This is a genomic window from Pseudomonas sp. 15C (assembly GCF_055484735.1).
Genome location: NZ_JBUDGD010000042.1, coordinates 1 through 23,459 on the forward strand (window position 1 = coordinate 1; position 23,459 = coordinate 23,459).

The window sequence follows — 23,459 nt, forward strand, 5'->3', positions numbered from 1 at the left end:
CATCGCATGAAAATACGAGACAGCGAGCAGGTCAGCGGCGCCCAGGGCCTGACCGACGTAGCCCTGGCCCTGAACCTGGCCCATGCGCAGCGCGTGGCGACGAATGTTGTGCGCCCGCTCTGCCAGAGTCAGGGATGCAGCGTTTGAAGACTCAATAGTCATGATGAAACTCCGTTGATTCAACGATTGACCAGGGCGGCAGGGATGCGCAGCACCAGCGCGGCGCCGGCGAACAACACGCCCGTGATCAGGTACATGCCGATGGCGCTGGAACCGGTCACGGTGGTGACCCAGCCAATCAGGTACGGCGAGCAGAAACCGGCGAGGTTGGCGAAGCTGTTGACCGCAGCGATCCCGGCAGCGGCGGACACACCGCCGAGCAGCGTGGTGGGCAGCATCCAGAACAGCGAGGTTGCCGAGAGAATCCCCGAAGCCGCCAGGCACAGGCTGAGGATCGACAGCGTCGAATTGCCGCCCATCATTGCCGCCAAACTCAAACCGATCGCCCCGGCAATCATCGGCACGATCAAGTGCCAGCGGCGTTCGCGGTGCTTGTCGCTGCTGCGGCCCACCAACAGCATCGCGGCAATCGCGCAGAGGTACGGCAGACTGGTGAGGAAGCCGATGTGCAGCGGGTCGGAAACGCCCGAATTGCGCACCAGCGTCGGCAGCCAGAAGGTGATTGCGTACTGCCCCATCACCACGCAGAAATAGATCCCGGCGAGCAGCCACAAGCGCCGGTCGCGAATGAACTCGCCGACCGAGGCGTGGGTGACTTTTTGCTGGTCGTCTTCCGCCAATTCACGGCTGATCAGCGCTTTTTCGTCGTCGTTGAGCCAGGTCGCCTGATGCACGCCGTCCTTCAGATAGCTGAGCACCAGCAGGCCGACGAGCACCGTAGGCACCGCTTCGAGTACGAACATCCACTGCCAGCCGGCCCAGCCATGCACACCGGCAAAATGGTTCATGATCCAGCCAGACAGCGGGCCGCCGACCATGCCGGACAGCGGAATTGCGATGAACCACAACACGGTCATGCGCGCACGCCGGTAGGACGGGAACCAGTAAGTCAGATAGAGCAACAGGCCCGGCGCCAGACCGGCCTCGGCAATACCCAGCAGAAAGCGCAGGGCGTAGAACTGCCACGCGGTTTCGACAAAGGCGAACAGCGCCGAGACGATGCCCCAGGTGATCATGATCCGTGCGATCCAGACCCGCGCACCGACCTTGTGCAGGATGATGTTGCTGGGCACTTCGCAGAGGAAATAGCCGATGAAGAAGACACCGGCGCCCAGGCCGTAAACGGTTTCGCTAAGGGCCAGATCGTTCATCATCTGCAGCTTGGCGAAGCCGACGTTGACCCGATCCAGATAGGCGCACAGGTAGCACAGCATCAGGAACGGCATCAGCCGCCAGGCCGTTTTGCGATAGGCAGAAGAGCGCACGGTCGAAACCGCTTCGAGCGACAGGGTAGTCATGGTCTGATCTCTTGTTTTTATTGACCGCCAGGCCTTCAGGCCCGGCTGCGTCATCGATCCAGAACCGCACGGGCCGGGCAGGCCCGCCCAGGTGTTGTCAGTGAATCAGCATGCCGCCGTTTACGTCGAGGGTGACGCCGGTCAGATAAGAGGACAGGTCGCTGGCCAGGAACAGCGCCGCGTTGGCGACGTCCTGCGCCTCACCGAGGCGGCCGAGCGGAATGCCGTCGATGATCGCGTGGCGGCGGTCATCCTGCATCAGGCCGCCGGTGATGTCGGTGTGAATCAAACCGGGGGCGATGGAGTTGACGCGAATATTGTCCGGCCCCAGTTCGCGGGCCATGGCTTTGCCCAGCCCCAGCACACCGGCCTTGGCCGCGCTGTAATGCGGGCCGCCGAAAATCCCGCCACCGCGCTGCGCCGACACCGAAGACATGCAGACGATGCTGCCCGAAGCCTGCTGGCGCATCAGCGGAATCACCGCTTGCGACATCAGCAGGGTGCCGCGCAGGCTGACGTCGAGCACCTTGTCGTAATCGGAATGGCCGATTTCGAGGGTTTTCAGCGGCTGAGTGATGCCAGCGTTGTTGACCAGAATATCGATGCGCCCGAAGTGTTCGATAACGGCAGCGACGGCCTGTTGCACCTGCGCCTGATCGGCGACGTTGGCGGCGAGGCCCAGATGACCTTCGCCCAGGGACGCCGCGGCATCGCGGGCGGCGGACGCATCCAGATCGAGGATCACCACCTGTGCGCCGTGTTGCGCAAACGTGGTTGCGGTAGCGCGGCCGATGCCACGGGCAGATGCGGCGCCGGTGATGATTGCGACTTTGCCTTGAAGAAGCATGAAGGAGTCCCTCAAATTGTTTTTATTGGGTCGGTCCGTGAAAAACCGATGACTCAGCTTGTCCTCCGGGGCGGGGTCGAGCAATAACGCGAACGTCATTCAATGCTGAAAAAAATTCAGCACTCGTCAATCCGGCTGGCGAGTGATTGAATGCGAACAGCCGAAAAACCATAAAAAATCTAACGGAGCCGCCATGCGCACCGATTCCGATGCCCCTGTGATCCTGCCACCGCTGAGAGCAATTCAGGCCTTCGAGCAAACGGCGCGCTTCGGCAACGTCGCCCGCGCCGCCGAAGTGCTGGACCTGACGCCGTCAGCGGTCAGCCATCAATTGGCAAAACTGGAAGGCATGATCGGCCGGCAATTGTTTGTGCGCGCCGCGCGCGGTGTGTCGCTGACGCCGGTGGGCGAGCAGTATTTGAAAGAGGTTTCCGGGATTCTCCACAGTCTGGCCGTGGCCACCGAACGCGCGGCCAGCGATGTCAGCCTCGATTGCCTGCGGCTGCATTCATCGCCGAGCTTTGGCCTGCTCTGGCTGATGCCACGCCTGGAAGCGTTTCGCGCCAGTCATCCGGACATTCAGATCAACCTGTCCTGTTCCTACGAATCGCTGCATTTCAGCCGCGACAAGATCGACGTCGATATCCGCCATGGCACGCCGAACTGGCCGAGCTACGAGGTGCGCACGGTGCGCAATGAAAAATTCGCCGTGCTGACCTCGCCGAAGCTGCTCGCGCAGCGACCGGTGCGCGCGGCGGCGGACCTGCTCGATCATGATCTGATTCTGTCGGAAGCGACGCTGCTGAAGTGGCCGCAATGGTTTGCCCAGCACGGACTGGCCCGACCGGAGCGGCCGTATGCGCTGAGCTTCGACCGCTCCTACATGTCACTGGAAGCCGCCAGTCACGGGCTCGGCTTTGCCCTGGAAAGCACCTTGCTGGCGCAAAAATATCTGGCGGCCGGCACTCTGGTTGAAGTGGCGCCTGAAGCATTGAGTGCCGCGGTGGCCGCCCATCATCTGGTGTTTCCCAAGGCGCATTCGACGTTTCCCCGGGTCCGACGCTTTCTTGAGTGGATCGAAACCGAGCTGGGCCATGGTTTCGTCTATTGAGCCGGATTGACCTCAGGTCGGGATCGCGCCGCTGAGCACCGCAAACGCCAACATCACCAGACTCACACCCCAGGCCCAGAAAAACGTGTACATGATGTGCTTGCGCAACTCGACGCCGGCCAGCGCCAGGGCAAGGTAGACGCTGGGCACCACCGGGCTGATGGCGAAGCCGGTGTTCTCGCCGATCAACATGGCCCGTGCTACCGCTTCCAAAGGCACGCCGGCAGCGACCGCCACATCGCGGATCACCGGCAATAACGCAAAGTAGTAGGCGTCGGGGGAGAAAATCATCCCCAGCGGCACGCCGAACGCGCCGATGATCAAGTGCAGGTATTGCGCAGAGCCGTGGGGCAGGGCGTCGATCAGGGCGAGAGCCATGCCGTCGGACATTTTCGCCCCGGACAACACGCCGAGCAGCACACCGGCCGCCATCATCACCAGAACCATCTGCAGAGCGTCGGCCGCATGCGCCTTGATGCGCTCGGTCTGCGCCTCCAGCGAAGCAAAGTTAAGCGGCAGCGCAATGCCCAAACCGACCATGAAGCAGGCATACAACGGGAAAATACCGCTGAACAGGCAGGCGAGGATGGCGACGGTCAGGGCTACGTTGAGCCAGTAACGCAACTGGCGTGGGGACAGCGCGTGCTCACGTTCTTCTGGCTGGGCCAGTGTGGCGTCGAAACTCGACGCTGCGCCCAAGGATTTCGGCAGCCGCCGCTGCGCACGCAAACCGAGCCATCCGGCAATCAGCAGCAGACAGGCAAAGCCCACCAGTTGCACCGGAATCAGCCCCATCCACAGCGCGGTCGCGTCGAGCCCAGTAGTAGCGGCCGCGCGAGCGGTGGTGCCGCCCCACGGCACCATGTTGCCGACGCCTGCGGTCGTGCCGACCAGCAGCAAGAGCATGTTCGGGCTCATGTTCAGGCGTTTGTACAGCGGCAGCAGTGCCGGGATGGTCAGCAGAAAAGTAGCGGCGCCGACGCCGTCGAGGTGCACCACCGCCGTCACCAAAACCGTGACCAACGCCACGGCCAGCGGCTTGCCGCCGGTACGGCGGATCAGGAAATTCACCAGCGGATCGAACAGGCCGCGATCGCGCATGATGCCGAAATACAGGATGGCAAACAGAAACAGCGCGGCGGTCGGCGCGACAGTGATCAAGCCGTTCTTGATGAAGTCGCCGATTTGCGGCGGCGCGAAACCCGCCAGCAGGCAGACGGCGACGGGGATTGTGGTGAAGCCCACCACCGGGCTGATCCTGCGAAGCAAAATCAGCGCGATGATGCTGAACATCATGAGAAAACCCAGTGCAGTGATCATGGATATGGCATCTCGGTATTGTTTTTATTGTTCGATTGGGTCCGATGGGGCGGCCCGGTAAAACCTGTCAGAGGAGGGCGGTCAACCCGGTGCCGGCAAGCGCAACGACAGCAGCAGGTAGCTCAGGCTTTTGCCATGGCGGTCGAGCCCCGGGCTGCGATTCACCCCGCCTTCGAGCGCGTCGTCGAGAACGAAATTCAGCGCCTGCAGCGTATCGATCTCATAACGCTGAACGCGTGAAGGCCGGCGGCTGGCGAACTGCTCGGCGACGCGCTCGACGGTCAGTTCGCGCTTGAGCCAGTCGTAGTGCGCGGCGTCCAGCGGCAGGACCACGACGCTGAGGATATTGCCTTTATCGCCGGCGCGGGCGTGGGCGAAATCGGCAAGCGTGACAAGTGCAGTCATCAGTACCACTCCAGGCGCGTCTCGATTTCATCGCGCGCAATCAGAAAACCGTGGGTCGCGATCGACTCGCTCAAGTGCCGGCGAACGCCGCCACCGCCAGCCGGGCCGTTGGTGTAGAGGGACTCAACCTCAGCCAGCAGCAGGTCGACCTGGGCGCGGTCCTTGTGTACCAGACCGACCCTGACCGTCACATCCGCCACCTGCGGCGCTTGCGCCAGACATTGGTGGAGGTAATCGCCGCGTGCATCGTTGAACAGGCTGGCGACGCCGGCAATGTCGATCCACGGCTGCACTTGCGGGGCCGTGTGATCGAAGCGTTGCAGGAGGATTTCACGGGCAAGCTTCGCCCGATCGACCGCGCCGGGGCCGGCATAGGAAATCTCGGCTTCGCCAAACCACATGCCGCGCACACCCGCCAAACCCTTGAGCTGTGCGGGACGCGGGTGGCCCTGAATACCGCTGATGGCCACGCGATTGGGAGAGAGGGTGGTCACGCTGGCTTCGCCGAGGTCGAGCACCACATCCGGCGTGAGGTAACGGCGCGGGTCATGGACCTCATAAAGCAGTTGTTCCTTGACCGTGCGCTCGGTCACGCAGCCGCCGGAGCCAGCCGCTTTGGTGATCACCAGCGTGCCGTCAGCACTGATCTCGGCGATCGGGCAGCCCAAACGCGCCGGATCGGGCACATCCTTGATGCCGGGATGGCCAAAATAGCCGCCGGTGACTTGAGTGCAGCATTCCAGCAGATGCCCGGCCGCCGTAGCGATGGCCATTTTCTGCCAGTCATCCGCCGCCCAGCCGAGACCATGGCGGATCGGACCCACCGCCAGCGAAGGGTCGGCAACCCGACCGCAGAGGACGATGCCGGCGCCATCATTTAATGCCTGGGTGATGCCGTCGGCGCCGGTGTAAACGTTCACCGAAACCACATCGTGCTGAGCAACGTCGAGGTCCAGCCACTGCTCAAGACGCTGCTGTTCGACGTGCAACAAGTCATCGCCGAGCACGCAGGCGATCTTCAGATCCGCGTGGCGTGCGCCCAGTTCGGCTCGTAACCGCTGGGCGGCGGCGCGTGGATTTGCCGCGCCGCCATTGGTGATGATGGGGATGCCAGCCTCGATGCAGGTATCGAGCACTGGGCGCAGAAAGTCGAATAACCGCGCGGCATAGCCGCTCTCCGGGTCAGCCTGTTTGCGCAACTGCGCCTCGGCGAGGGTGCGCTCGGCGAGCAGTTCATACATCAGATAGCGTTTGCCGGCGCGGCTGGCCAGATCCTGCGCCAGGCGCAAACCTGCGTCGGGGCGATCGTTGGCGAAACCTGCGCCACAACCGATATGAATTGTTGTTGTCATTGCGTCGGACTCGGCATGTGTTCGCGGCCATCATGCGAGCGTTGGATTGTTCTGTGAATTTTAAATATTCTAAGAATTAATCCATTAATTTTATCGGTCGAGCATGGACATCAACTTCCGCCAGCTGCGCGCGTTCATCCTGATCGCCGAGACCTCAAGCTTCACCCGTACCTCAGAGAAACTGCACGTCTCACAACCGGCGCTGAGCTACATCATCCGCAAGCTCGAAGAAACCATCGGCCTGCAACTGCTCGCGCGCAACACCCGCAGCGTCGAACTGACCCCGGCCGGCGAACACTTCCTGCCCCAGGCCCAGGCCATGCTGCGCGACATGGAAAACGCCGTGCGCGATGCGCGTGAAACGCTGAATCTCAATCGCGGCAGCATCCGTTTGGCCGCACTGCCGACCGCGGCGGCGTCGTTCCTGCCGGAAATCATTGCCGCGTTCATGCACGAGTACCCCGGCGTGCAGGTGTCGCTCCGCGATGGACGCGCGGGGGAGGTGAGTCACTGGGTGCAAAGTGGCGAAGTCGATATCGGTATCACTTCGCGGCCGGAGGATCTGTCGGGACTGGAATTCGACGCGCTGATGGACGACAACCTGGTGCTGCTGGTTCGCCGGGATGCTCTGGCGGGCAGCACTGACGAGCGTTGGCAGTCGCTGCCTTATATAGCGCTGACCCCGGACACCAGCATTCGTCCGTTGGCCGATGCGGCGTTGGGGTTGTTGGGTGTGAACGCTGAATGTTCGTGGGAAGTTGCGCACATGAGCACGGCGGCGGCGCTGGTGCGTGCGGGGTTGGGGTTTACGTTGTTGCCGGCCAGCGCCACGAGGTTTTTGCGTGTTGATGCGCAGGTGGCGGTTTTGCAGGTGGAACAGCCGCAGCAGCGGTCGTTGGGTTTGTTGCAGAGGAAACCGTTGAAGCAGACGCCGTCGATGCAGGCGTTTGTGCGCAGGTTGGCAGGGTTGAGGCTAGGCTGAGCCAGTGGCGCTCCGATGTTTAATCGTGAGCAAACTGGTCAATCAGTCCCAGACGCGGCACGCGCATATGTGGCCGCAACAAAGCGCCGGGAGCGATTACTGCGTTTGCACCGATTTTGCAGCCATCACCAACAAGGGCACCGAATTTGTTGACCCCCGTTTCTATTACGTGATCTTCATGGCGGATTTTTATATGGGCGCCGTCAAGCTCGTTACGATAGTTGGCAATGATCGCCCCGGCTTCGATATTTACTGCTTCGCCAATCAATGAGTCACCAACAAAGTTGAAGTGCGCCAGCTTGCTACCGTCCAGCATGAACGTACTCTTGAGCTCGCAACTTGGGCCAACAATGCAATGACTCCCCAGATAAACACCTCCACGGAGATAAGCGCCTGCAGCCACGAAAGAGCCTTCGCCAATGATAATTGCGCCTTTAAGGACCGCTCCTTGTTCAATGATGGCTGTTTCATGGACGGCACAATTGCCCTGGCGCCGGTATCCTGCGCCCAGCGTGTCAAGCAAGGCCAGGATCCGGCTTTCGCAGTCCTGAGCCACGGTCCATGGGGCCGCAGAACATATACCCAGCAATGGCCATCCAGCGATGTATTCACTGATCTCTGGTAGCTTCATAAAAACCTCGTAAATCATTCCGTGGAAAGTAGTCTGACAGGGCCGTGCTTTCGCCCGTGGACAAGCCAAAGCCAGCATCAACTACGGCCCGATCAATCAGAATTCCAGTGAAGTACCGTCTTGCGGAATATCGACCCGGCTCTCGATCCCGTGTTTCCTGACATAGGCGCGCAGCTCTTCGCGAGTCAGTGACATATGGTTGATTGCATCCATATGCACGGCAACGATCTTCGCATCTTTCGCGGCCTTTGAGGCGCGCAGCACGTCGTCTTCGCCCATGATGATTGATCCCTTGTAGCCGGTCATCATCGCCTTCCCGGCGTTAAGCACGATGACTTCGGGATGATATTTCTCGATGGTCTGGTCAACTTCTTTACGCCAGACAGTGTCGCCAGCGAGGTAAAGGGTCTTGTAGCCTGGCGCCTGAAACACCACGCCCATTGCTTCACCCAGCGGTTTGGCAAGTGCTGGCACGGCGTACATCTCGTCGGTGCCATGTTGGCCACCTGTCTTGGTGATCTTAACGCCGCCGAATTGCGCTTCATCAGTTAGTACGCGCACATTCTTGAAACCTTGCGAGCGAATCAGTTGCGCATCTTCTTCATGCTGAGCGAACAGAGGGATGTCTTTGGGCAGTGCTTTTTGCGCAGCGTCATCCCAGTGATCAAGGTGGGTATGGGTGACGATGACAGCGTCGACACCGGCAATGATGTCGGCGGGCGCCTCGGTCAGATCAACCAATGGGTTGCGCAGGTTGCTGCGGTAGGTATTTTCAAAGCCAGGGTAGGCGCCTTTTTTGGCAAGCATCGGGTCGATCAGAAAGGTCGTATCGCCATAGGTGATCTTCGCCGTCGCGTTGCGAACCTGGTGCAGTTCGACTTTATGAGCTGCGTCAGGTGCCTGGGGAGCGTTTGTACCCGCGAATGCCGGTGCGGTCGTTGCAGCACAAGCGATGCTGACGGCAAGGGGAAGTGTTTTAAAGTTCATGGATTCAGTCCTGTTGATGTATCGATGCGCCATTCTTGCTGAATCGCATCAACCTCAACAGTGGCCTGAATGACAGCTTTCGATATAATCGGGCCATAGGTTTTTATTCAAGCCGGGAGTAGGGTGGTCGCTCGAATCCTGGTCATCGTTGTGGAAAGCGGACGTAGAGCCCTTTGGGCTTACCGGGGGTATTGCATGGGTTCCATCCGCGTTGCCGTATTGGCTTTCGATGGCGTAAGCCTGTTCCATCTTTCGGTTCCGGGGATGGTATTGGGCACCGCTCAATCCGGTTCCGGCGAAACCCATTATGAGGTCAGTTATTGCGCAGTGACGCCCGGGATGGTGATTACCGACCAAGGCGTCGGTCTTGAGGTGAAGCAAGGCCTGGAGCTGATGGCGTCGGCTGATGTGATTGTTATTCCAGCGTGGGGCGATCAGTCGGTCTCTGCGTGTCCTGAACTCGTGGAGGCTCTTCAGGCAGCCAATTCCACAGGCAAGCTCATCGTCGGGTTGTGCCTCGGAGCGTTTGTGCTCGGAGATGCCGGACTGCTCGATGGCAAGGAAGCGACCACTCACTGGGCAGCCCGAGACGAATTCGCGCAACGCTTTCCCAATGTCCGCTTCAGACCAGAGGTGCTTTACGTCAGCGCAGACAACATCGTGACCTCCGCAGGAACGGTGGCGGCAATCGATTGTTGCCTGCATTTGATACGTGAACGACTTGGCGCTGATGTCGCAAACCGCACTGCGAAGATGCTGGTGACGCCACCACATAGACAGGGTGGCCAGGCTCAATACGTTGAATATCCTGTGCCGCAGCTGTCCAGCGAGACTCATTTGTCTGAAGTATTGACGTGGGCGCGCATGAATCTGTCGGGTGATCTGTCGCTCGACGTTCTGGCGGAAAAGGCAAAGATGAGCCGGCGAACGTTTACTCGGCGTTTCAAGGAAACTACCGGCACAACCGTTTCCAAATGGCTGAACAGCCAGCGCGTGGCCAGAGCGCAGGAGCTTCTGGAAACGACAGATTTGCCTATCGAGTGCGTGGCTGGTGAGGCGGGCTTCGGAACCGCCTTATCCTTGAGGCAACAATTCGGCGCTCAACTCGGGACTTCGCCTTCTGAGTACAGGCGAATGTTCTGCCGCGAAATGAAACAGGCCGAGAAGACGGCAGAGACGTTGCACGCCTGCCCTTAAGGTCGGTGAATCTCAATCACAATTCCCTCATTTACATCCGGGGCACGAAAGTAGCTAGTGATCAGATCGAACTCAGCGTCAGTTGCTGCAAATTCATGCTCGGCGCGGCCATTGCGCTGATGTAGCCTGGCCCGACAGGTCTCATCATCCAGTTCGATGTAGTGGAAACAGTGGGAAACTCCAGCAGCGTCGGCCAAACCGCATAACCACTGCCTGTCTTCTGGAGTATTAGCCGGGAAATCCAAAACCACGGTCACGCCTGATTTCAGCACATCAATGACAAGCGTGCCGACCAGGTTCCGAATCTGACGCGAAAGCCGCACGTAATCGACCACTCTTTTGACCTGATCGGGATAGAGCTGTGAGAGCCAATAATCTTCACTGAGCAGAATGGCCGAACGTTCGGATGCCAAGGACTTGGCCAATGTCGATTTGCCGGATGCAATCTTGCCTGCCATCAGGTGCAGTACTGGTTCGGGCATGAGAGACGTCTCCTTGTCGAGTTTTCATGATGCTCATTGAAAAGCGGCGAAGCAACTAGAGCTACCACTGTAGCGCTGCAGATCACGTGTGGATTCCCTGTTCTGGATCACGGTAACCGCAGCGATTTCAGGCGGGGGAATCCAGCAGGGAAATCAGGCGCGGCTCGATGCTGTCGGGTTGTATCTCGAGAATTGCCAGCGTGACTGGCAATTTGAAACGCCGAGGGCCGGCGCTACCAGGGTTCACGTATAGGCGATCGCCGCGCCATTCGATGCGCGGTTTGTGGGAATGGCCGGTGATGATGAGCTTTATGTCTGCATCCAGATCGGCGGGGACGTCGGCGATGTCGTGGATAAGGAGCGTGTGCCAACCGTTGAGAGTGCACGTCAGAAGGTCGGGAAGGTCTTTGGCCCACGGGCTGCTGAGATCATTGTTGCCGCGCACGGCGTGAACGGGAGCAATTTTGGACAACTGGACGAGGATGTCCGGATTGCCGATGTCGCCGGCGTGGATTATCAGGTCACAGCCTTGGAGCGCGTCGATGGCTTCGGGGCGGAGGAGATTGTGAGTGTCGGATATTACAGCGGTTTTCATGGGCCAATTCTCCGTGGACGTTTCGATCTCACGAGCCGGGGATCGCCAGGCTTTACAGAACGTTACAGAGCCGTCCTTTACCCCACTGTGAGATTGTCTACTTATCGTATCTAGGTGGTAGGGGGCAGTCGTAGTTCACATCGATCATGTCGAGATTCTTCAGATCGAAGTTTGCGTAGTCACGTTCATTCGACGTCCGGATTGCGGGCTGGCCGTAGAGAAACACGAACGCTGTCGGCTTGTCCTTCTCGGCGATCTTGGAAAGCCGCACTGCCATCAGGTTTTTGAGCTTGTAGTTTTCTATGAATGCGTCGGAGACGAAGCATGAGGTGATCAGGCTGTCGTCTCCTCGCTTGAAATTCTTTTTGAATTTGATTCGGTAGCCATTATTGGCTTTCGTGCGGTCAACATACGCCCAGCCGTAGTAAATGATTGGGTGGTCAGGCAGGTCGTCCAGATCCTGCTCCCAGATGCATTTGAAGATGCTGGCGTAGGGCACGTCCTGCCCGGCAATGTTCAAACGCCTGAACTCAAGGGTCTCATCGGAACGGTATCGGATGTATCTGCTGACTACAGATCGAACCGAGTAAATAGGCCCGACTATGCCTGATTCCCCTAGCTTCGGGGTATAGGGGCGGGTGCTTCTCGCACGCTTTTTCGCTATATGGACGTCCGCGCCAGGCTCGACCGCGTGCTCGTCATAGTAGGAGGCAGGTCGCTCGAGTTTGAAGACGTCGACAATGGATTGGTCAACCGTTCTGCGTTCCTGCCCATCCAGTTCAGCGGGCTGGAGCTCCAATTCGACGGGGGCGCCATTGGCAATACCACACGCTTCACTATGAGCTCCGTAGACCTTGAAGTGCGGGACGACCCTCATGTTCTGGACGTCTTTGTCCAGATTCGCGCAGGTAACTTGGGCGGAGCAGTCAGCAGCCGGACATACGAATGCGCGCTTGTTTGTAATCACCCCTGACCAGTACAGATCGTAGGCGCGATCAGGGTCGACAAAATCGTCAGCCTCAATGCTGTAGGCCACATCCAATGACATAGTTCACCAAGTCCTTTTGAGCTGTCTGAAAAGTGGTCGCTAGTATTGGCCATAGCCTCGTTAGTGAGCCAGAGTCTTGATGCGTGGCCATGTTCCAATCAACTCGGCAGGGACGTGGGCGGGCGTCGTTACTGAGCGGAAGACGGTTAGCTCCTCACACTCCACCGGACAACAATGCCTCCGCTCAGACCAAGACTACGGCGCCACCGAACCGCCGGCAGGAATCGACAGGGTCTTGAAGGTCTCAATCTTCTCGGATTCCAACTCCTTCAGTATCGTTTCCTTGGCGTCGTTCTTGTCGATAGACCTGCCCGTGTTATCGAAGCTTATCTGCTTGATCCTCAATTCAATCTCACTGTCTTTTTTCTGGGCCGCGGAAAATTCTGGAAAGCCAAGCGAGATCACGCAATCGCCATCGAGGCCCGAGGTGCTGAATCGGAATTTGGCATCGACCCTGTGCAGGAACAGGCTAGGGCGATAGGACACATCTGAAAGAAAGTCAGAGTGCTCAAGGCTGAAGCCCTTCAAGTCCAGGTTTCGGATCTTTTCCTTCATCCAGTCCAGCGCTGCGGGGAGGAGGATGTCTGGGTCGGGCGAGATCCCGATATCGACGACCTCCTTAAAGGACAGTGCGACCAATTTGCTGTGTTGCGTGAGCCCTAACAGGTAATTGAACCTGTTCTGGTTGGTAAAATCGCAGAAACGAATCGAGGTGGCCTGCTCAGTTTCACTGATCTGCTTGACCGATTTGAAATGTGAAATCAGATGCTTCGACATCGCCTTGTTTGTCGTCTTTGTTTCCGGCGCAGTGTGCGTGAAGATCATGATGAGCTCGTCCTGAGCCTTGTTTTTCTTGATCTCGATGGAGCCTTTGAAATTTTTGCGCGAGTCAGCCCAGCTCTTGGAGCGGTCAGTTCGCTCTAGCAGGTAGTCCATCCGGATCGTGTCGAGGTCTCTGTTGACTGGGTAGAATTCTGGTGTTCCCAAGACCTTGAAGTTTACGAACTCAAGATCCAGCAGCTTGTTGACATCCATGACGTCAGGGATCGCGTCCAACAAGGCATCATCACCTTGCCACTTGATCGTCTGGGTGGTGATCTTGGGGTTGTCTTCCTTGGTCGTGTAGGCAAGCTGAAGCTTGGAAAACTCGCTCGGACGTACCAAAGACAGCGTAAGAGCAGGGATGGAATGCTCTTTCTCTGAGCTGTTGATGAAGACGCCTCGGCTCTTCAGAACGTGTTTGATGTCGCCGGCACTGATGTAAGGCTGAGCAAGGTAGGTACGCAGCGCTTCACCTTGGGGAAGGATAGAGTCAATATTTTGATTACTCACTGCATTACCCCCTGAAATCTGCTTGGTAGGATTCGAATTCGACGATTGAAGCGAACTCCTTGTTCGCAATTGACAGCCTCGCAATGTCTGCAATTTCCTCATGATCTACGTAGTTGTAGTCAGGGAACGCGAGGGCCACCTTGTGAGGAAATTCCATGGCGATTTCCATCGAGAAGCCAATCATGCGTTTTACCGCTTCGAGGCTGAAAGGATCCTGACAGCAGATGAGCAGTGATTTCCTTTCATGCTCTTGGATGAAGAAAGGGATCAAGCCACTGTTGAGGTATTCGGGAGGCAGTATCGTCCCGTTTGTGACCCTCTCGATGGGGCTTACGTTTTTCCCAGTAGAGGGGTAGAGGAAACGAACATTTTCTGCGCCGAATCGATTTCTCGCGTACGTAATGGTGTCGAACAGAAAGCTAGCTCGGTAATTATCAATGACGTAGATGGTGCCGTAGTTGGAGCTGTCGAGGTTTCGCGACCCCGCTATGTGACTGACCACATCCTCCTCTGCGTCCGATGCCGCACTGAACCAGCAAAGGATGCCAGCGAGCGACTGACCGCTTGCGCCTGTATAGCCCGAGTTGATCGACTTTTTCAACGGTGAGCGATTGAAGCACTCGACTGTCGTTGCAAGGTCGGTGAAATGGTCTTTGAATAATGGGCCAGGAGAAGTTGGGTAGGGGCCGGATGTAAATTTCGAAGAAATAACGAGGTGCTTGAGGATGCCATCCTCCAACGGGGATAGGCAGCTGAAGACAAAATCGGCACCATGGGTTTTTCTGGGGTTGCCGGTCGTGCTGTGGGGGACAGGTTTCACGCAGTCGAACTCGTGTCCCTTGAGTGCTGCCTTCCAACCAATCAGGTTGAGCAGCGACTCCGTGATGTGTTCACCGCGCTCGCCCAGCTTCTTTGACCATTCGCCCATCACACGTCCCTTGAATAATGAATGTCTTCTAACCCTATGCCGCCAGAACGCTACGGAGGTTGAGGGATGATGTCTAGTGGCAATTTGTCAGCAAATCGACGGTGGATTGTCTAGCTCCAGGATAATGGCTAACCCATCAAGCCGGTGCGTTAGCCTACGACTAGGTCATGCAGGGTGAGGGATAGTGAGATGCTCTCGCTTACCTCCTGCTACGTCAAAGGTCGGATCTGGCTTCCAGCCCGCAGCAGTGACATTATCTCGCCATCTAAAAATATCGTTGGTGGAGAATGGACTTGCTGGATCTTAAGGATGACGAACAGCTCAGGGCTGGATGTATTAGCCTCCAGGAGCAGGTGATGTCCTTGGCGGGCAATCAAAGCTGGATCACCGAATTCCAGAAATGGTTAGTGCGTGTCAGGGATGTGTCTCATGAAGAGTTCCTAAGCAAGGACTTCCAACTGGCGCTCTGGGACACCGAGGCTGTTTCGGCAACCGGTATGGGGCGCATCAACATTTCTGCGGTCGCCGAAAATTCGGCCATCGCAGAGAGCCTCTGGCATCTGAAGCAAAAATTCGCGCAGACGAGCGATCCTTCTGAGAGTGAAATGCTCATCGCCGACGCTTGGGCTCAGATTGCGTCCGCAGTTGCTGGGCTGACCAAAAGAAACCCTCGACTCAAAATGTACCGCGTCTTCGCGTTGCTTTGTCCAGGTGCTTTCACGTCGATAGCGCATCATCGGAAACTGCGAGAGCTGGCGCATGCCTTGGGGCTTCCACTGAGCGGTCAGAGACGTCATCTGCACCGACTAGTATTGAACCGGTTAAATGAAGTGCTGGGTGAAGTGGCTGACGTTTATTCCAGGGAGGGAGTCTCACGATTGACGTTGCCTTGGCTAATGTTCGTCAACTATGTTCAGAACCCAGAAGGCGAAGCCACCGAAATATCCGACCTGGAAACAGGTGACGAAGTACTCAGGCCCTTGCCTTCTGAAAGGAGGAGGCGCGGTCTGCTGGCGATTGGGGGAGGCACAGCCACCATTCAAAGCATGATCGACTTTGCAACAGATGGATGCACTCGTGAAGACTTCATCCAACACTTGCAATCGATCAGCCCTCAATCAAAAGCGTCGACTTGTAACACTCAGCTGAACGCTCTGATTGCCGAGTGGGGCGTGCTGCGTGCCAACGGAAATAACCTGCAATTAACACCCCGCGGCGAGGCATTTCTGGAGTCGGGTGACCCAGATGAGATCGTTGACTGGATGATCACCCGCATCTTGGGGTTTGACTATTTGCTAGTGGCATTGCGTGACTCACCATTATCCAACCGTGAGGCCATCCTCACTCTCAGAAAGGCAAATCCTGGATGGAAGTCTGATTTCGCCCCCTCAGCAATTATTAGTTGGTTCAGGTACCTTGATCTAGCCACGATCTACGAGAAAGTGCTCAACCTCACTGAAAGGGGTAGACAGTGGGTTAACCGCATTCACTGGGAGCCAAAGGGTCTTGCGAGCATTCCAGACATCAGCCCTTCCTTGGCTCAAATACCTCCAGTACAGCTCGATATCGATATAGAGAGGCCTAAGCTAGGCGCGTTGATTGCGCGATTTGATCAAGAATTTCGCTTTCCAGAAGAGCTGATTGGACAACTTGATGCTGGATTGTGGGGGCATCCGAGGCGCCATTTCGCTGTACTCACAGGCTTAAGCGGTGCGGGAAAAACGCAACTTGCCCGTAATTATGCGCTGAGTCTGTGGCAGGACGATCCCGAGCCAAGTGAAGGATTGCTGATCGTTCCTGTCCAGCCAGGCTGGCACGACTACTCGAGTCTGCTGGGTTACGTTAATCCGCTGGAGTCTGACGCATATGTGCGTACCGGCGTTCTGGATTTCCTCCTGCAGGCAAGCGCCAACCCGACGAAGCCCTACACATTGGTTCTTGATGAAATGAACCTCTCTCATCCGGAACAATATCTGGCGCCTCTGCTTTCAGCGATGGAAACCGGCGAAACGATCGTCTTTCACGGTCAAGTCGACGAGATCGATGGTGTTCCTCCAGGCATTCCATATCCGAGCAACCTCGTGATCATCGGCACCGTGAATATGGACGAGACCACTCATGGATTGAGCGACAAAGTGCTGGATCGAGCCTCTGTGATCGAATTTTGGGACATTGAGGTCAAAGCATTTCCTGGCTGGCAGAAGAGCTCGCTTGAGGATGAACAGATTTCAATAGTCAGAAATCTCATGTCCTCACTCATGGATGTGCTTCGTCCAGCTCGACTGCATTTCGGGTGGCGCACCCTCAACGACGTGATTGGCTATCTGCAGCAAACGCAGGCGGGTGGTGTCATCGAGTTCTCACGTGCACTCGACCATGCCATTTATTCGAAGATACTCCCCAAATTGCGCGGTGAAGACAGTCCTCGACTGCAGGAGGTCTTCACATTGCTCCATACCACGCTCAAACATGCGGGGATGGGAATGTCGTTGCGCAAGGTCAAAGAAATGGCCGACGACCTGGCTCACTCCGGCTCGACCAGATTCTGGCGGTAGACCATGTCGATCATCTTGCAGGTAGCGCAGGGGGACGCTCGATTTGACGTGCACCCAGGTCAGTTGAACCCAGGTTTTATGGAGAAGAAGGCTTATCGTTTTACCGCGCTTGAAGGGTTTTCCTTCTACATTGATGACATCTTGATCGAGACGGTCGACCAAAACGGCGCGTGTGCGTGGTTATGGACTCCAGGCTTTTATGCAGGAGAGGTCGTGGCAGAGCTTCTGGATGACCAGGGGCGGACTGCCGCAATCTACCGGCTGGACGTTTCAGCAGCTGATAATAAGCTCGGCGGCCAGGCATTCGCTGCCATGGTTGAGGCTATTCTGGATTTCGACCCGGCTCTCGTTGTGGGCACAGAAGAGGCTCAGTTTGGAATTGGCCATGATGGAGCACTAACCAATCCGCATCTGCAGTATGCAAGGCTGAGACGCTATGGGGATCGGCTTCACCGCGCGCTCAAACAGATATCTCAGCGGCCGTTAACAACCTTGAAGAGCGACCGCACCTCGGTGAGTGCGCACACGGTCAAGCGGTTGGACTCCGCATCCGTGCATAAGGCACTCAGAGGGTCAACGGGGCAGGCACTGTTGCATCCTGCTAGTACTCAGCGTCCGGCCTTGAACACTGTACGCTTTGAGGTCAGCAGATCTTACGAGGAAGAGGACAACCCAGCGAATCAGGCCGTTGGACTTATTCTCTTCGATGTTCTTAGACGTTGCCGGCAGGTGGTGAGGGGACTTCAACATGCCGCTGCAACTGAGGTGGTCAGCGAAACCCGATCAGCGTTAACGCCAAGGCTCGTACGTCGAATTGCGTTCACCGAGTCGCTTGCTCGCAAGCTTCAACGGCTTCAACGCGCGAGACCTTTCTGCATCGTGACTGCCAGGCGTCTATCGGCTGCTGGATTGAATGCGATCTCTGCTCACCCTGTATACGCGCGAGCTTATCGGTTTGGTTGGTACGCGTTGCATTCAGGCTGGTTGGGAAAGGATCCTGATGAGACGCTATGGATCAGCCCAACATGGGAGATCTATGAGCGGTGGTGCTTTGTGACCATAGTTACACAGCTGCAACGTCAGTTTCCTGAACTCGTCTGGAGACGTGAATATCGATCGGTGGGTGCGAAGGAAATCGTTTGGCGGGGAAGAGCGGCTAATGTGACTGTTGAGGCGTGTTACCAAGTCCGATGCCCAGCGATCGATCGAACTGCGCATCGCGGTTTTCAAAGTTTATCGCGAGAGCGATATCCGGATATCGTCGTGACGCTGGACTCGCCTTCGGCGAAGCGCTTCGTAGTTTTCGACGCAAAGTATCGCAGCGCCCGCGCCAGCGTCCTGGATGCGATGGAGTCAGCGCACCTTTATCACGACAGTCTCCGGTGGAAGGGCATCAAGCCTGACGTTTCATTGTTGCTGATACCTCGGGCAGACAAAGTAAGGGCGCTTGTCAGCCCGACCTATCATGCGGACTATGGGGTCGGAGCTTGGCAAATCGGGGCTGAATCAGAAGGGGAGGCGCTGGGGATTGAGCTCAAACGTATTTTGAGTGCAATACCAATCGCGGCCGCTCCGGCGCGTACAATTGCTACTGGAACGGCGAGGTAATCGATTTCGCACAGTACCGCTAAACTCGCTGACAATCCCGCTACCCGAAATAAAGTCTTCGGCTCCCGGCGTATTGGTTCGCGACGCCGGTGCGACCGTTCAGGTTCACAAGCGGCAATGTTTTCGATCTTCACAATCGTTCAACGCTCGTGGAAAATCCGCGCTCTGTTCCGGGGTAGTTCAGCGGTAGAACACTCGGCTCTTAACCGGGTGGGCGCTGGTTCGAATCCAGCCCCCGGACCCACAACATCGCAGGCTCGGAAGGACTCATGCTCAGGGACGATAGGGAATCGAATGCGAACGCCGGCATAGGTGCCGGCTATGCAGCCTTTCAACTGTCTCGAGCACTCACTGCACCGGGCCTCGACAATGACGGACAGACGAGCAAGCGCATCGAGCGCTGGCGCAATGTAATCGAGCACATATTGCAGGGATCGGCGTCGTATGGCTCAAGAACTCCATTCGCGGATGTGCCTGAGTGGGTCACACTGGAAGTCGTCACTGGAGGTTTCGCCACTGGGCAGTTCTTGGCCGGCGGTGCACTGACCGAGTACGAGCGACAGTTGGCTGCTTCGATTCCTGGTATCCGTCCTGGCTTCGAGCGACTCGATCTCAACACTTGGCACCTTACGGAGGAGGGGATCGAGGTACTGCAAACGAAGCTGGCGAGCGGGGATTATCGAATCGAGGTGCCCGAAGAAGCTGCACTGCTGACCGTGGCCTGGTTGCTGGGGCAGCAACGTACAGAGAGTGCATGGGACCTGGTTGAAGCGATAGCGCCTTTCTTTGAACAGCTGCGATTCTTTCCGATGGCTTCTGACGGTTTGCCGCTTTCTTCAGGGCAAGTGCAGGCTTTTACTGTCGGTGATGTCAGGGCCGTGCTTTCAAATCGCCCGGCACAGGCGCGCGTGGCAGTGCAGAAGCATGTCGTTGAAACTCGTTTACCGCTTTACGATTCGGCGGTGTCGCTGTTCCTTTTAACGTATCAGGATAATTGGCCTTGTCGCCTGTACCCCGAGGGCTGGTTTGAGCAGGCGAATATTCTGAAGCGGCAGTTCGATGCTTCTTACCCCAGCGCTTCAGGTGAAGCTGAAAGCTCAAGGGATCGGGCAGGGGAGTTGTTTGCACTGCTCGGGAGTTGCGCAAGTGATGTGGCGTCGCTTACGGGACGGCAAGTCGGACGAATTCGCAGGATCATCGACGATTTCGTACGCAAGCATGGTCATCCCGAATCCGAATCTCATCAAAAGCACAGAGAGTCTCAACGCAGTCACGTGTCCACACCCGGACACCATCTATTTGCTAAAGCGGTTGCCGCACGTCTGAGAAGGTATCCCGGTTCGGACGGAGTTTCCGATTTTTCATCTCTGTTGCAACCCGTTACCTGCGAAGAAGCGACCGCATATTCGCTGTTAACAGGTATCGGCATTCCTCCTGCTATTCGTCGAAGCGTCGAGCGGTGTCGAAAGGGCACAATTGCCGAGTTGATCGAGAAGGGATTGATTACATCCGGGGATACCATGGCGCGGCTGCTGCCAGCGATTACGGCTGAGATTTGCAGCGCAGGATTTCGCGATACGTCGCTGCGGATACTGTCTGTCGCAACCTATCGCGCCTTTCGACAACGCCGATCATTGTTGCTGTTGGATCTGCAAAGTCAGGTCAGGATGAATGAATTGCCGTGGGTGGCGGCTGTTGAAGTCGAGCGTAAAACGGACGCGGTGGTCGCTGACGCAGCCAGACAGGTCCTGATCGAATCCGCAGCATTGACCCTTTGCACTTTTCCTCAAGCGATCCTGCCCAACAAACTGATTCAGGAATTTGCTGCGCTTGCTGCGATGGCCAAGCTGGATCTGCCTTTTGTTGAAGAAGTCGCCTCGGACATTTTCATGGGCGCTTTCTCCAACAAGTACATAAGAGCTGCCAGGCAGGCGGCATCTTTGACAGGTGGCACGCTATACGCCAATTACTACGACATTGATGCAAGCCAATTGGCGATGCTTCCTGATCAACCGAAATCCAGGCGCAAAAGGTTCCCCAGGCCTGACGCTAGTCCCAGGGACGCATTGGCCAGATTGTGCTCCCAGCGCGCTGATGAGGGCCTGGGGACATGGCGACCGGCGACTAACGGAAAAATCATTGAGCAACAACAGATCCTGACGACACAAAACCTCTCGCTCTTATTTGATGAGCTTGGGTTGAAAGCGCTATTGCAGGATCGGCTGGCTTCGATGGCCGAGGAATGCTTCAGATGGATATGCATACGCCAGCAGATGAAGTTGAGGTTTTATCACTCCAGCCTGTTGATGATCAAAAATACAGCGTACGCGTGGCGGCAGATGGTGTTTTATCTAGCGATGCTCGATGAGGCAGAAATGCAATTCGCGATTGAACGTATCGAAGCTCATTTCGCGACTCAGCCTAGTCCATTTCGTGAAAGGTTCCTGCCGGCGATTATAGGATTGCGAGTAGCAGCTTCTGGCACACCGTTGACCGAGGCTCGCCAAGCAAGCGAACGTGCTCAGGTTTTTATCGGATGGACTACCGAGAGACATTGGTTGTTGAAGCTGCAAACGAATGGCGTTGCTTAGACTGAGAGGTTGGGAGTGGTGGATGTGATATCTGAAGCCTGAGGCTATTCGCATCCATGATTTAACATAATATACATTACACGTAACAAGGTATTACGAGCTCAGCCCGATGTACGCGGCATTTCAATCTGCTGCGAAGCCTCAGTGTCCTTTCGTCGAGCCGCTGGTATTTTGAAATCTGCGCCTTTCAGCCTTTCTCCCGCGTCAGCTTTTCAATCAGCGCACGATGCCGCGGAAATTGCGCAGTGAGTTTTCCTCGATCAGCCATTTCCATGTCTTTAAAATCAAATCCCGGCGAAACCGCCTCGCTGATCAATCCGAATCCATGTGATCCATTGAGCAAGCGTGAGGCTTTCCAGATGCCACCTGGTACGTGTAATTGCAGACGTTGCTTAGTGAGAATGTCGCTGCCCATGACCAGCGTCTGCAATGAACCGTTTGCATGGATCAGGCTGTATTCGATCGGATCGCCCAGATGAAAATAATGCAGGATGTCGGACTGGTTGAAATGAAACTGTCCCACCGGAGATTGCTCAGTCAACAGATAGTAGATCGACGTCAGTAGATAACGGGGCCCTGTGCTGGTCTCAAGGCTGGCGCGGTGATCGGATTGATAGGTTCGGCGGAAATAACCGCCTTCGATGTGAGCTTCGAGATCCAGCGCATTTATGACGTCGTGCGCATTGGGTTTAGCTTGAATCATCGCCTGCTCCCGTTATTCTGATAGGCTTTTTTGATAGCTCAACTAAACGGTCATTTAGTGTAGCTATCAATAATCCCGCTTTTATCTCCCCTGCATAAGACTTTCTGCGCACTCAATCGTCAGGACTCGATTTGGTAATAGTCGCGATACCACGCAACAAATCGGGACACGCCGTCTGCAACATTCACTTGTGGAGAAAACCCCGTCCAGTCGGCAAGTGCCGATACATCGGCCCATGTACTGACAACATCGCCCGCTTGCAGCGGCAGAAAATTGTATTGAGCTTTAATACCCAGCGCCTTTTCCAGATAATCGACAAAATTCAGTAATTCAATAGGCCTGCCGCGTCCTATATTGAATAGTTTGTTAACGCCCTCGCCCTCCTTCGCCGGTACCGGCGGTTTTGGACATAACCGCGCGATGCCTTCGACAATGTCATCTATATAAGTGAAATCCCGCGCCATCTGGCCGTTGTTGTAAATATCGATCGGCTCCCCCTGCAAGATCGCCTGGGTGAATTTGAACAGAGCCATATCCGGTCGGCCCCAAGGCCCATAAACGGTAAAAAAGCGCAGCCCGCTGGCCTTCAGTCCGTAGAGATGGCAATAGCTGCTGGCCAATAATTCGTTGGCGCGTTTAGTGGCTGCGTACAGCGAAACCGGGCGCTCGACCGGGTTGTCGACACGGTAAGGCAGCTCGCTGTTCGCGCCGTACACCGAACTGCTTGATGCGTAGATGAGATGCGCCGGCTGGTGAAAACGACAGGTTTCCAGTACGTTCAAAAAGCCCACCAGATTCGATTGCGCATAGGCGTCCGGGTTGTCCAGTGAGTAACGCACACCGGCCTGAGCGGCCAGATGGATGACTTCGGTAAAACGATGCTCTTTGAACAGCGTCATCAATGCCGGTTTATCAACTATGTCCATCAGTCGAAAATCGAAGCCTGGCAGTTCTCTTAGTTGCTTTAATCGTGCCCGCTTTAGCTCAACGCTGTAATAATCGTTGAGGTTGTCGATACCGATTACTTGCTGGCCTTGTTGAACTAATCGTTTCGCCGTGTGATACCCGATAAAGCCTGCCGCGCCAGTCACAAGAACGGTCATAGTCCCTGCTCTCCTCGATCGAATAGGCGATGAGTTATAACGCCGTCCGCCAGAAGCCGTCCATAGCTTATAAGCATTTCGTAGCCGCTCAATGCTGGAATGTCTCAGCGACCCTGACGCTAGCGGTCAGTGTAAAAAAAACGAACACGTTCGGACGTCAAATCAAAAACCCTTTATAAACAGCAAGATAGTCACGTGAGATAC

Annotated in this window: 20 protein-coding genes, 1 tRNA gene and 1 pseudogene; 7 read left to right on the top strand and 15 right to left on the bottom strand. The window is 56.4% G+C overall.

Translation table 11 applies throughout. The features are described from left to right. The 3 genes and pseudogenes from ACYYKW_RS19355 to ACYYKW_RS19365 form a co-directional block, all read right to left on the bottom strand. A pseudogene (locus ACYYKW_RS19355) lies at positions 1-162 on the bottom strand (transketolase); the annotation flags it as partial. Positions 163-179: 17 nt separating this feature from the next. Further along, entirely contained in the window at positions 180-1,478 is a 1,299-nt protein-coding gene (locus ACYYKW_RS19360; protein ID WP_464990861.1) for an MFS transporter, read from the bottom strand. Between the two features lie 97 nt (positions 1,479-1,575). Beyond that, positions 1,576-2,325 (bottom strand): SDR family NAD(P)-dependent oxidoreductase, encoded by a 750-nt coding sequence (locus tag ACYYKW_RS19365; protein WP_464990862.1) that lies wholly within the window; start codon positions 2,323-2,325, stop codon positions 1,576-1,578. 193 nt (positions 2,326-2,518) lie between these two features. Between ACYYKW_RS19365 and ACYYKW_RS19370 the strand changes: the two genes are divergently transcribed. Beyond that, complete coding sequence (locus ACYYKW_RS19370; protein WP_464990863.1) at positions 2,519-3,436, top strand: LysR substrate-binding domain-containing protein; 918 nt, start codon at positions 2,519-2,521, stop codon at positions 3,434-3,436. Positions 3,437-3,448: 12 nt separating this feature from the next. Here ACYYKW_RS19370 and ACYYKW_RS19375 read toward each other — a convergent pair whose 3' ends face one another. From ACYYKW_RS19375 to ACYYKW_RS19385, 3 genes are all read right to left on the bottom strand, one after another. Continuing rightward, complete coding sequence (locus ACYYKW_RS19375) at positions 3,449-4,756, bottom strand: CitMHS family transporter (RefSeq protein ID WP_464990864.1); 1,308 nt, start codon at positions 4,754-4,756, stop codon at positions 3,449-3,451. Between the two features lie 81 nt (positions 4,757-4,837). After that, a complete protein-coding gene (locus ACYYKW_RS19380; RefSeq protein WP_172833274.1) occupies positions 4,838-5,161 on the bottom strand; it encodes an AtuA-related protein in 324 nt (107 codons plus the stop codon). Beyond that, the gene (locus ACYYKW_RS19385; RefSeq protein WP_464990865.1) at positions 5,161-6,513 is read right to left on the bottom strand and encodes an acyclic terpene utilization AtuA family protein; all 1,353 of its coding nucleotides are present in this window, start codon (positions 6,511-6,513) and stop codon (positions 5,161-5,163) included. The genes ACYYKW_RS19380 and ACYYKW_RS19385 overlap by 1 nt, the downstream gene beginning before the upstream one ends. Positions 6,514-6,616: 103 nt before the next feature. Here ACYYKW_RS19385 and ACYYKW_RS19390 point away from each other — a divergent pair, with 103 nt between their 5' ends. Further along, positions 6,617-7,495 carry a LysR family transcriptional regulator gene (locus ACYYKW_RS19390; RefSeq protein ID WP_464990866.1) on the top strand — a complete coding sequence of 293 codons (879 nt, stop codon included), beginning with the start codon at positions 6,617-6,619 and terminating at the stop codon, positions 7,493-7,495. A gap of 19 nt (positions 7,496-7,514) precedes the next feature. Here ACYYKW_RS19390 and ACYYKW_RS19395 read toward each other — a convergent pair whose 3' ends face one another. Together ACYYKW_RS19395 and ACYYKW_RS19400 are read right to left on the bottom strand one after the other, a co-directional pair. Next, positions 7,515-8,126, bottom strand: a complete 612-nt coding sequence (locus ACYYKW_RS19395) for an LbetaH domain-containing protein (RefSeq protein WP_464990867.1) — start codon at positions 8,124-8,126, stop codon at positions 7,515-7,517. A gap of 96 nt (positions 8,127-8,222) precedes the next feature. Beyond that, positions 8,223-9,113 (bottom strand): MBL fold metallo-hydrolase, encoded by an 891-nt coding sequence (locus tag ACYYKW_RS19400; RefSeq protein ID WP_464990868.1) that lies wholly within the window; start codon positions 9,111-9,113, stop codon positions 8,223-8,225. Between the two features lie 195 nt (positions 9,114-9,308). Between ACYYKW_RS19400 and ACYYKW_RS19405 the strand changes: the two genes are divergently transcribed. After that, a complete protein-coding gene (locus ACYYKW_RS19405) occupies positions 9,309-10,310 on the top strand; it encodes a GlxA family transcriptional regulator (protein WP_464990869.1) in 1,002 nt (333 codons plus the stop codon). Here ACYYKW_RS19405 and ACYYKW_RS19410 read toward each other — a convergent pair. The 5 genes from ACYYKW_RS19410 to gapS4a all read right to left on the bottom strand — a co-directional run bounded on the left by ACYYKW_RS19410 (position 10,307) and on the right by gapS4a (position 14,695). Beyond that, positions 10,307-10,792, bottom strand: coding sequence for a P-loop nucleotide/nucleoside kinase family protein (locus tag ACYYKW_RS19410; RefSeq protein ID WP_464990870.1), 486 nt, complete (start codon positions 10,790-10,792; stop codon positions 10,307-10,309). The two genes, ACYYKW_RS19405 and ACYYKW_RS19410, sit on opposite strands and share 4 nt — an antisense overlap. Positions 10,793-10,919: 127 nt before the next feature. Further along, on the bottom strand, positions 10,920-11,387 hold the full coding sequence (locus ACYYKW_RS19415) for a metallophosphoesterase family protein (RefSeq protein ID WP_464990871.1): 468 nt from the start codon (positions 11,385-11,387) through the stop codon (positions 10,920-10,922). A gap of 97 nt (positions 11,388-11,484) precedes the next feature. Beyond that, complete coding sequence (locus ACYYKW_RS19420) at positions 11,485-12,435, bottom strand: hypothetical protein (protein WP_464990872.1); 951 nt, start codon at positions 12,433-12,435, stop codon at positions 11,485-11,487. A gap of 195 nt (positions 12,436-12,630) precedes the next feature. Further along, positions 12,631-13,767 (bottom strand): GapS4b family protein, encoded by a 1,137-nt coding sequence (gene gapS4b / locus ACYYKW_RS19425; RefSeq protein WP_464990873.1) that lies wholly within the window; start codon positions 13,765-13,767, stop codon positions 12,631-12,633. Positions 13,768-13,771: 4 nt separating this feature from the next. Then, positions 13,772-14,695, bottom strand: coding sequence for a GapS4a family protein (gapS4a, locus tag ACYYKW_RS19430; protein ID WP_464990874.1), 924 nt, complete (start codon positions 14,693-14,695; stop codon positions 13,772-13,774). A gap of 293 nt (positions 14,696-14,988) precedes the next feature. On the opposite strand from gapS4a, the gene ACYYKW_RS19435 reads away from it, so the two are divergent. From ACYYKW_RS19435 to ACYYKW_RS19450, 4 genes are all read left to right on the top strand, one after another. Beyond that, positions 14,989-17,250, top strand: coding sequence for an McrB family protein (locus tag ACYYKW_RS19435; RefSeq protein WP_464990875.1), 2,262 nt, complete (start codon positions 14,989-14,991; stop codon positions 17,248-17,250). 3 nt (positions 17,251-17,253) lie between these two features. Next, positions 17,254-18,858, top strand: a complete 1,605-nt coding sequence (locus tag ACYYKW_RS19440) for a nuclease domain-containing protein (protein WP_464990876.1) — start codon at positions 17,254-17,256, stop codon at positions 18,856-18,858. 169 nt (positions 18,859-19,027) lie between these two features. Beyond that, positions 19,028-19,102: transfer RNA gene (locus ACYYKW_RS19445), tRNA-Lys, on the top strand. A 25-nt stretch (positions 19,103-19,127) separates the two neighbouring features. Continuing rightward, the gene (locus ACYYKW_RS19450) at positions 19,128-21,449 is read left to right on the top strand and encodes a hypothetical protein (RefSeq protein ID WP_464990877.1); all 2,322 of its coding nucleotides are present in this window, start codon (positions 19,128-19,130) and stop codon (positions 21,447-21,449) included. A gap of 187 nt (positions 21,450-21,636) precedes the next feature. On the opposite strand, the gene ACYYKW_RS19455 is transcribed toward ACYYKW_RS19450, so the two are convergent. Together ACYYKW_RS19455 and ACYYKW_RS19460 are read right to left on the bottom strand one after the other, a co-directional pair. After that, positions 21,637-22,152, bottom strand: coding sequence for a cupin domain-containing protein (locus tag ACYYKW_RS19455; protein WP_464990878.1), 516 nt, complete (start codon positions 22,150-22,152; stop codon positions 21,637-21,639). Positions 22,153-22,271: 119 nt separating this feature from the next. After that, positions 22,272-23,255: an SDR family NAD(P)-dependent oxidoreductase gene (locus tag ACYYKW_RS19460; protein WP_464990879.1), complete on the bottom strand. Its 984-nt coding sequence runs from the start codon at positions 23,253-23,255 to the stop codon at positions 22,272-22,274. Positions 23,256-23,459 lie beyond the last annotated feature (204 nt).

Excerpts from the sequence above, each read along its gene's own strand:
- ACYYKW_RS19360 (WP_464990861.1), bottom strand. The coding sequence starts at position 1,478 with ATGACTACCCTGTCGCTCGAAGCGGTTTCGACCGTGCGCTCTTCTGCC.
- ACYYKW_RS19365 (WP_464990862.1), bottom strand. The coding sequence starts at position 2,325 with ATGCTTCTTCAAGGCAAAGTCGCAATCATCACCGGCGCCGCATCTGCC.
- ACYYKW_RS19370 (WP_464990863.1), top strand. The coding sequence starts at position 2,519 with ATGCGCACCGATTCCGATGCCCCTGTGATCCTGCCACCGCTGAGAGCA.
- ACYYKW_RS19375 (WP_464990864.1), bottom strand. The coding sequence starts at position 4,756 with ATGATCACTGCACTGGGTTTTCTCATGATGTTCAGCATCATCGCGCTG.
- ACYYKW_RS19380 (WP_172833274.1), bottom strand. The coding sequence starts at position 5,161 with ATGACTGCACTTGTCACGCTTGCCGATTTCGCCCACGCCCGCGCCGGC.
- ACYYKW_RS19385 (WP_464990865.1), bottom strand. The coding sequence starts at position 6,513 with ATGACAACAACAATTCATATCGGTTGTGGCGCAGGTTTCGCCAACGAT.
- ACYYKW_RS19390 (WP_464990866.1), top strand. The coding sequence starts at position 6,617 with ATGGACATCAACTTCCGCCAGCTGCGCGCGTTCATCCTGATCGCCGAG.
- ACYYKW_RS19395 (WP_464990867.1), bottom strand. The coding sequence starts at position 8,126 with ATGAAGCTACCAGAGATCAGTGAATACATCGCTGGATGGCCATTGCTG.
- ACYYKW_RS19400 (WP_464990868.1), bottom strand. The coding sequence starts at position 9,113 with ATGAACTTTAAAACACTTCCCCTTGCCGTCAGCATCGCTTGTGCTGCA.
- ACYYKW_RS19405 (WP_464990869.1), top strand. The coding sequence starts at position 9,309 with ATGGGTTCCATCCGCGTTGCCGTATTGGCTTTCGATGGCGTAAGCCTG.
- ACYYKW_RS19410 (WP_464990870.1), bottom strand. The coding sequence starts at position 10,792 with ATGCCCGAACCAGTACTGCACCTGATGGCAGGCAAGATTGCATCCGGC.
- ACYYKW_RS19415 (WP_464990871.1), bottom strand. The coding sequence starts at position 11,387 with ATGAAAACCGCTGTAATATCCGACACTCACAATCTCCTCCGCCCCGAA.
- ACYYKW_RS19420 (WP_464990872.1), bottom strand. The coding sequence starts at position 12,435 with ATGTCATTGGATGTGGCCTACAGCATTGAGGCTGACGATTTTGTCGAC.
- gapS4a (WP_464990874.1), bottom strand. The coding sequence starts at position 14,695 with ATGGGCGAATGGTCAAAGAAGCTGGGCGAGCGCGGTGAACACATCACG.
- ACYYKW_RS19440 (WP_464990876.1), top strand. The coding sequence starts at position 17,254 with ATGTCGATCATCTTGCAGGTAGCGCAGGGGGACGCTCGATTTGACGTG.
- ACYYKW_RS19450 (WP_464990877.1), top strand. The coding sequence starts at position 19,128 with ATGCTCAGGGACGATAGGGAATCGAATGCGAACGCCGGCATAGGTGCC.
- ACYYKW_RS19455 (WP_464990878.1), bottom strand. The coding sequence starts at position 22,152 with ATGATTCAAGCTAAACCCAATGCGCACGACGTCATAAATGCGCTGGAT.
- ACYYKW_RS19460 (WP_464990879.1), bottom strand. The coding sequence starts at position 23,255 with ATGACCGTTCTTGTGACTGGCGCGGCAGGCTTTATCGGGTATCACACG.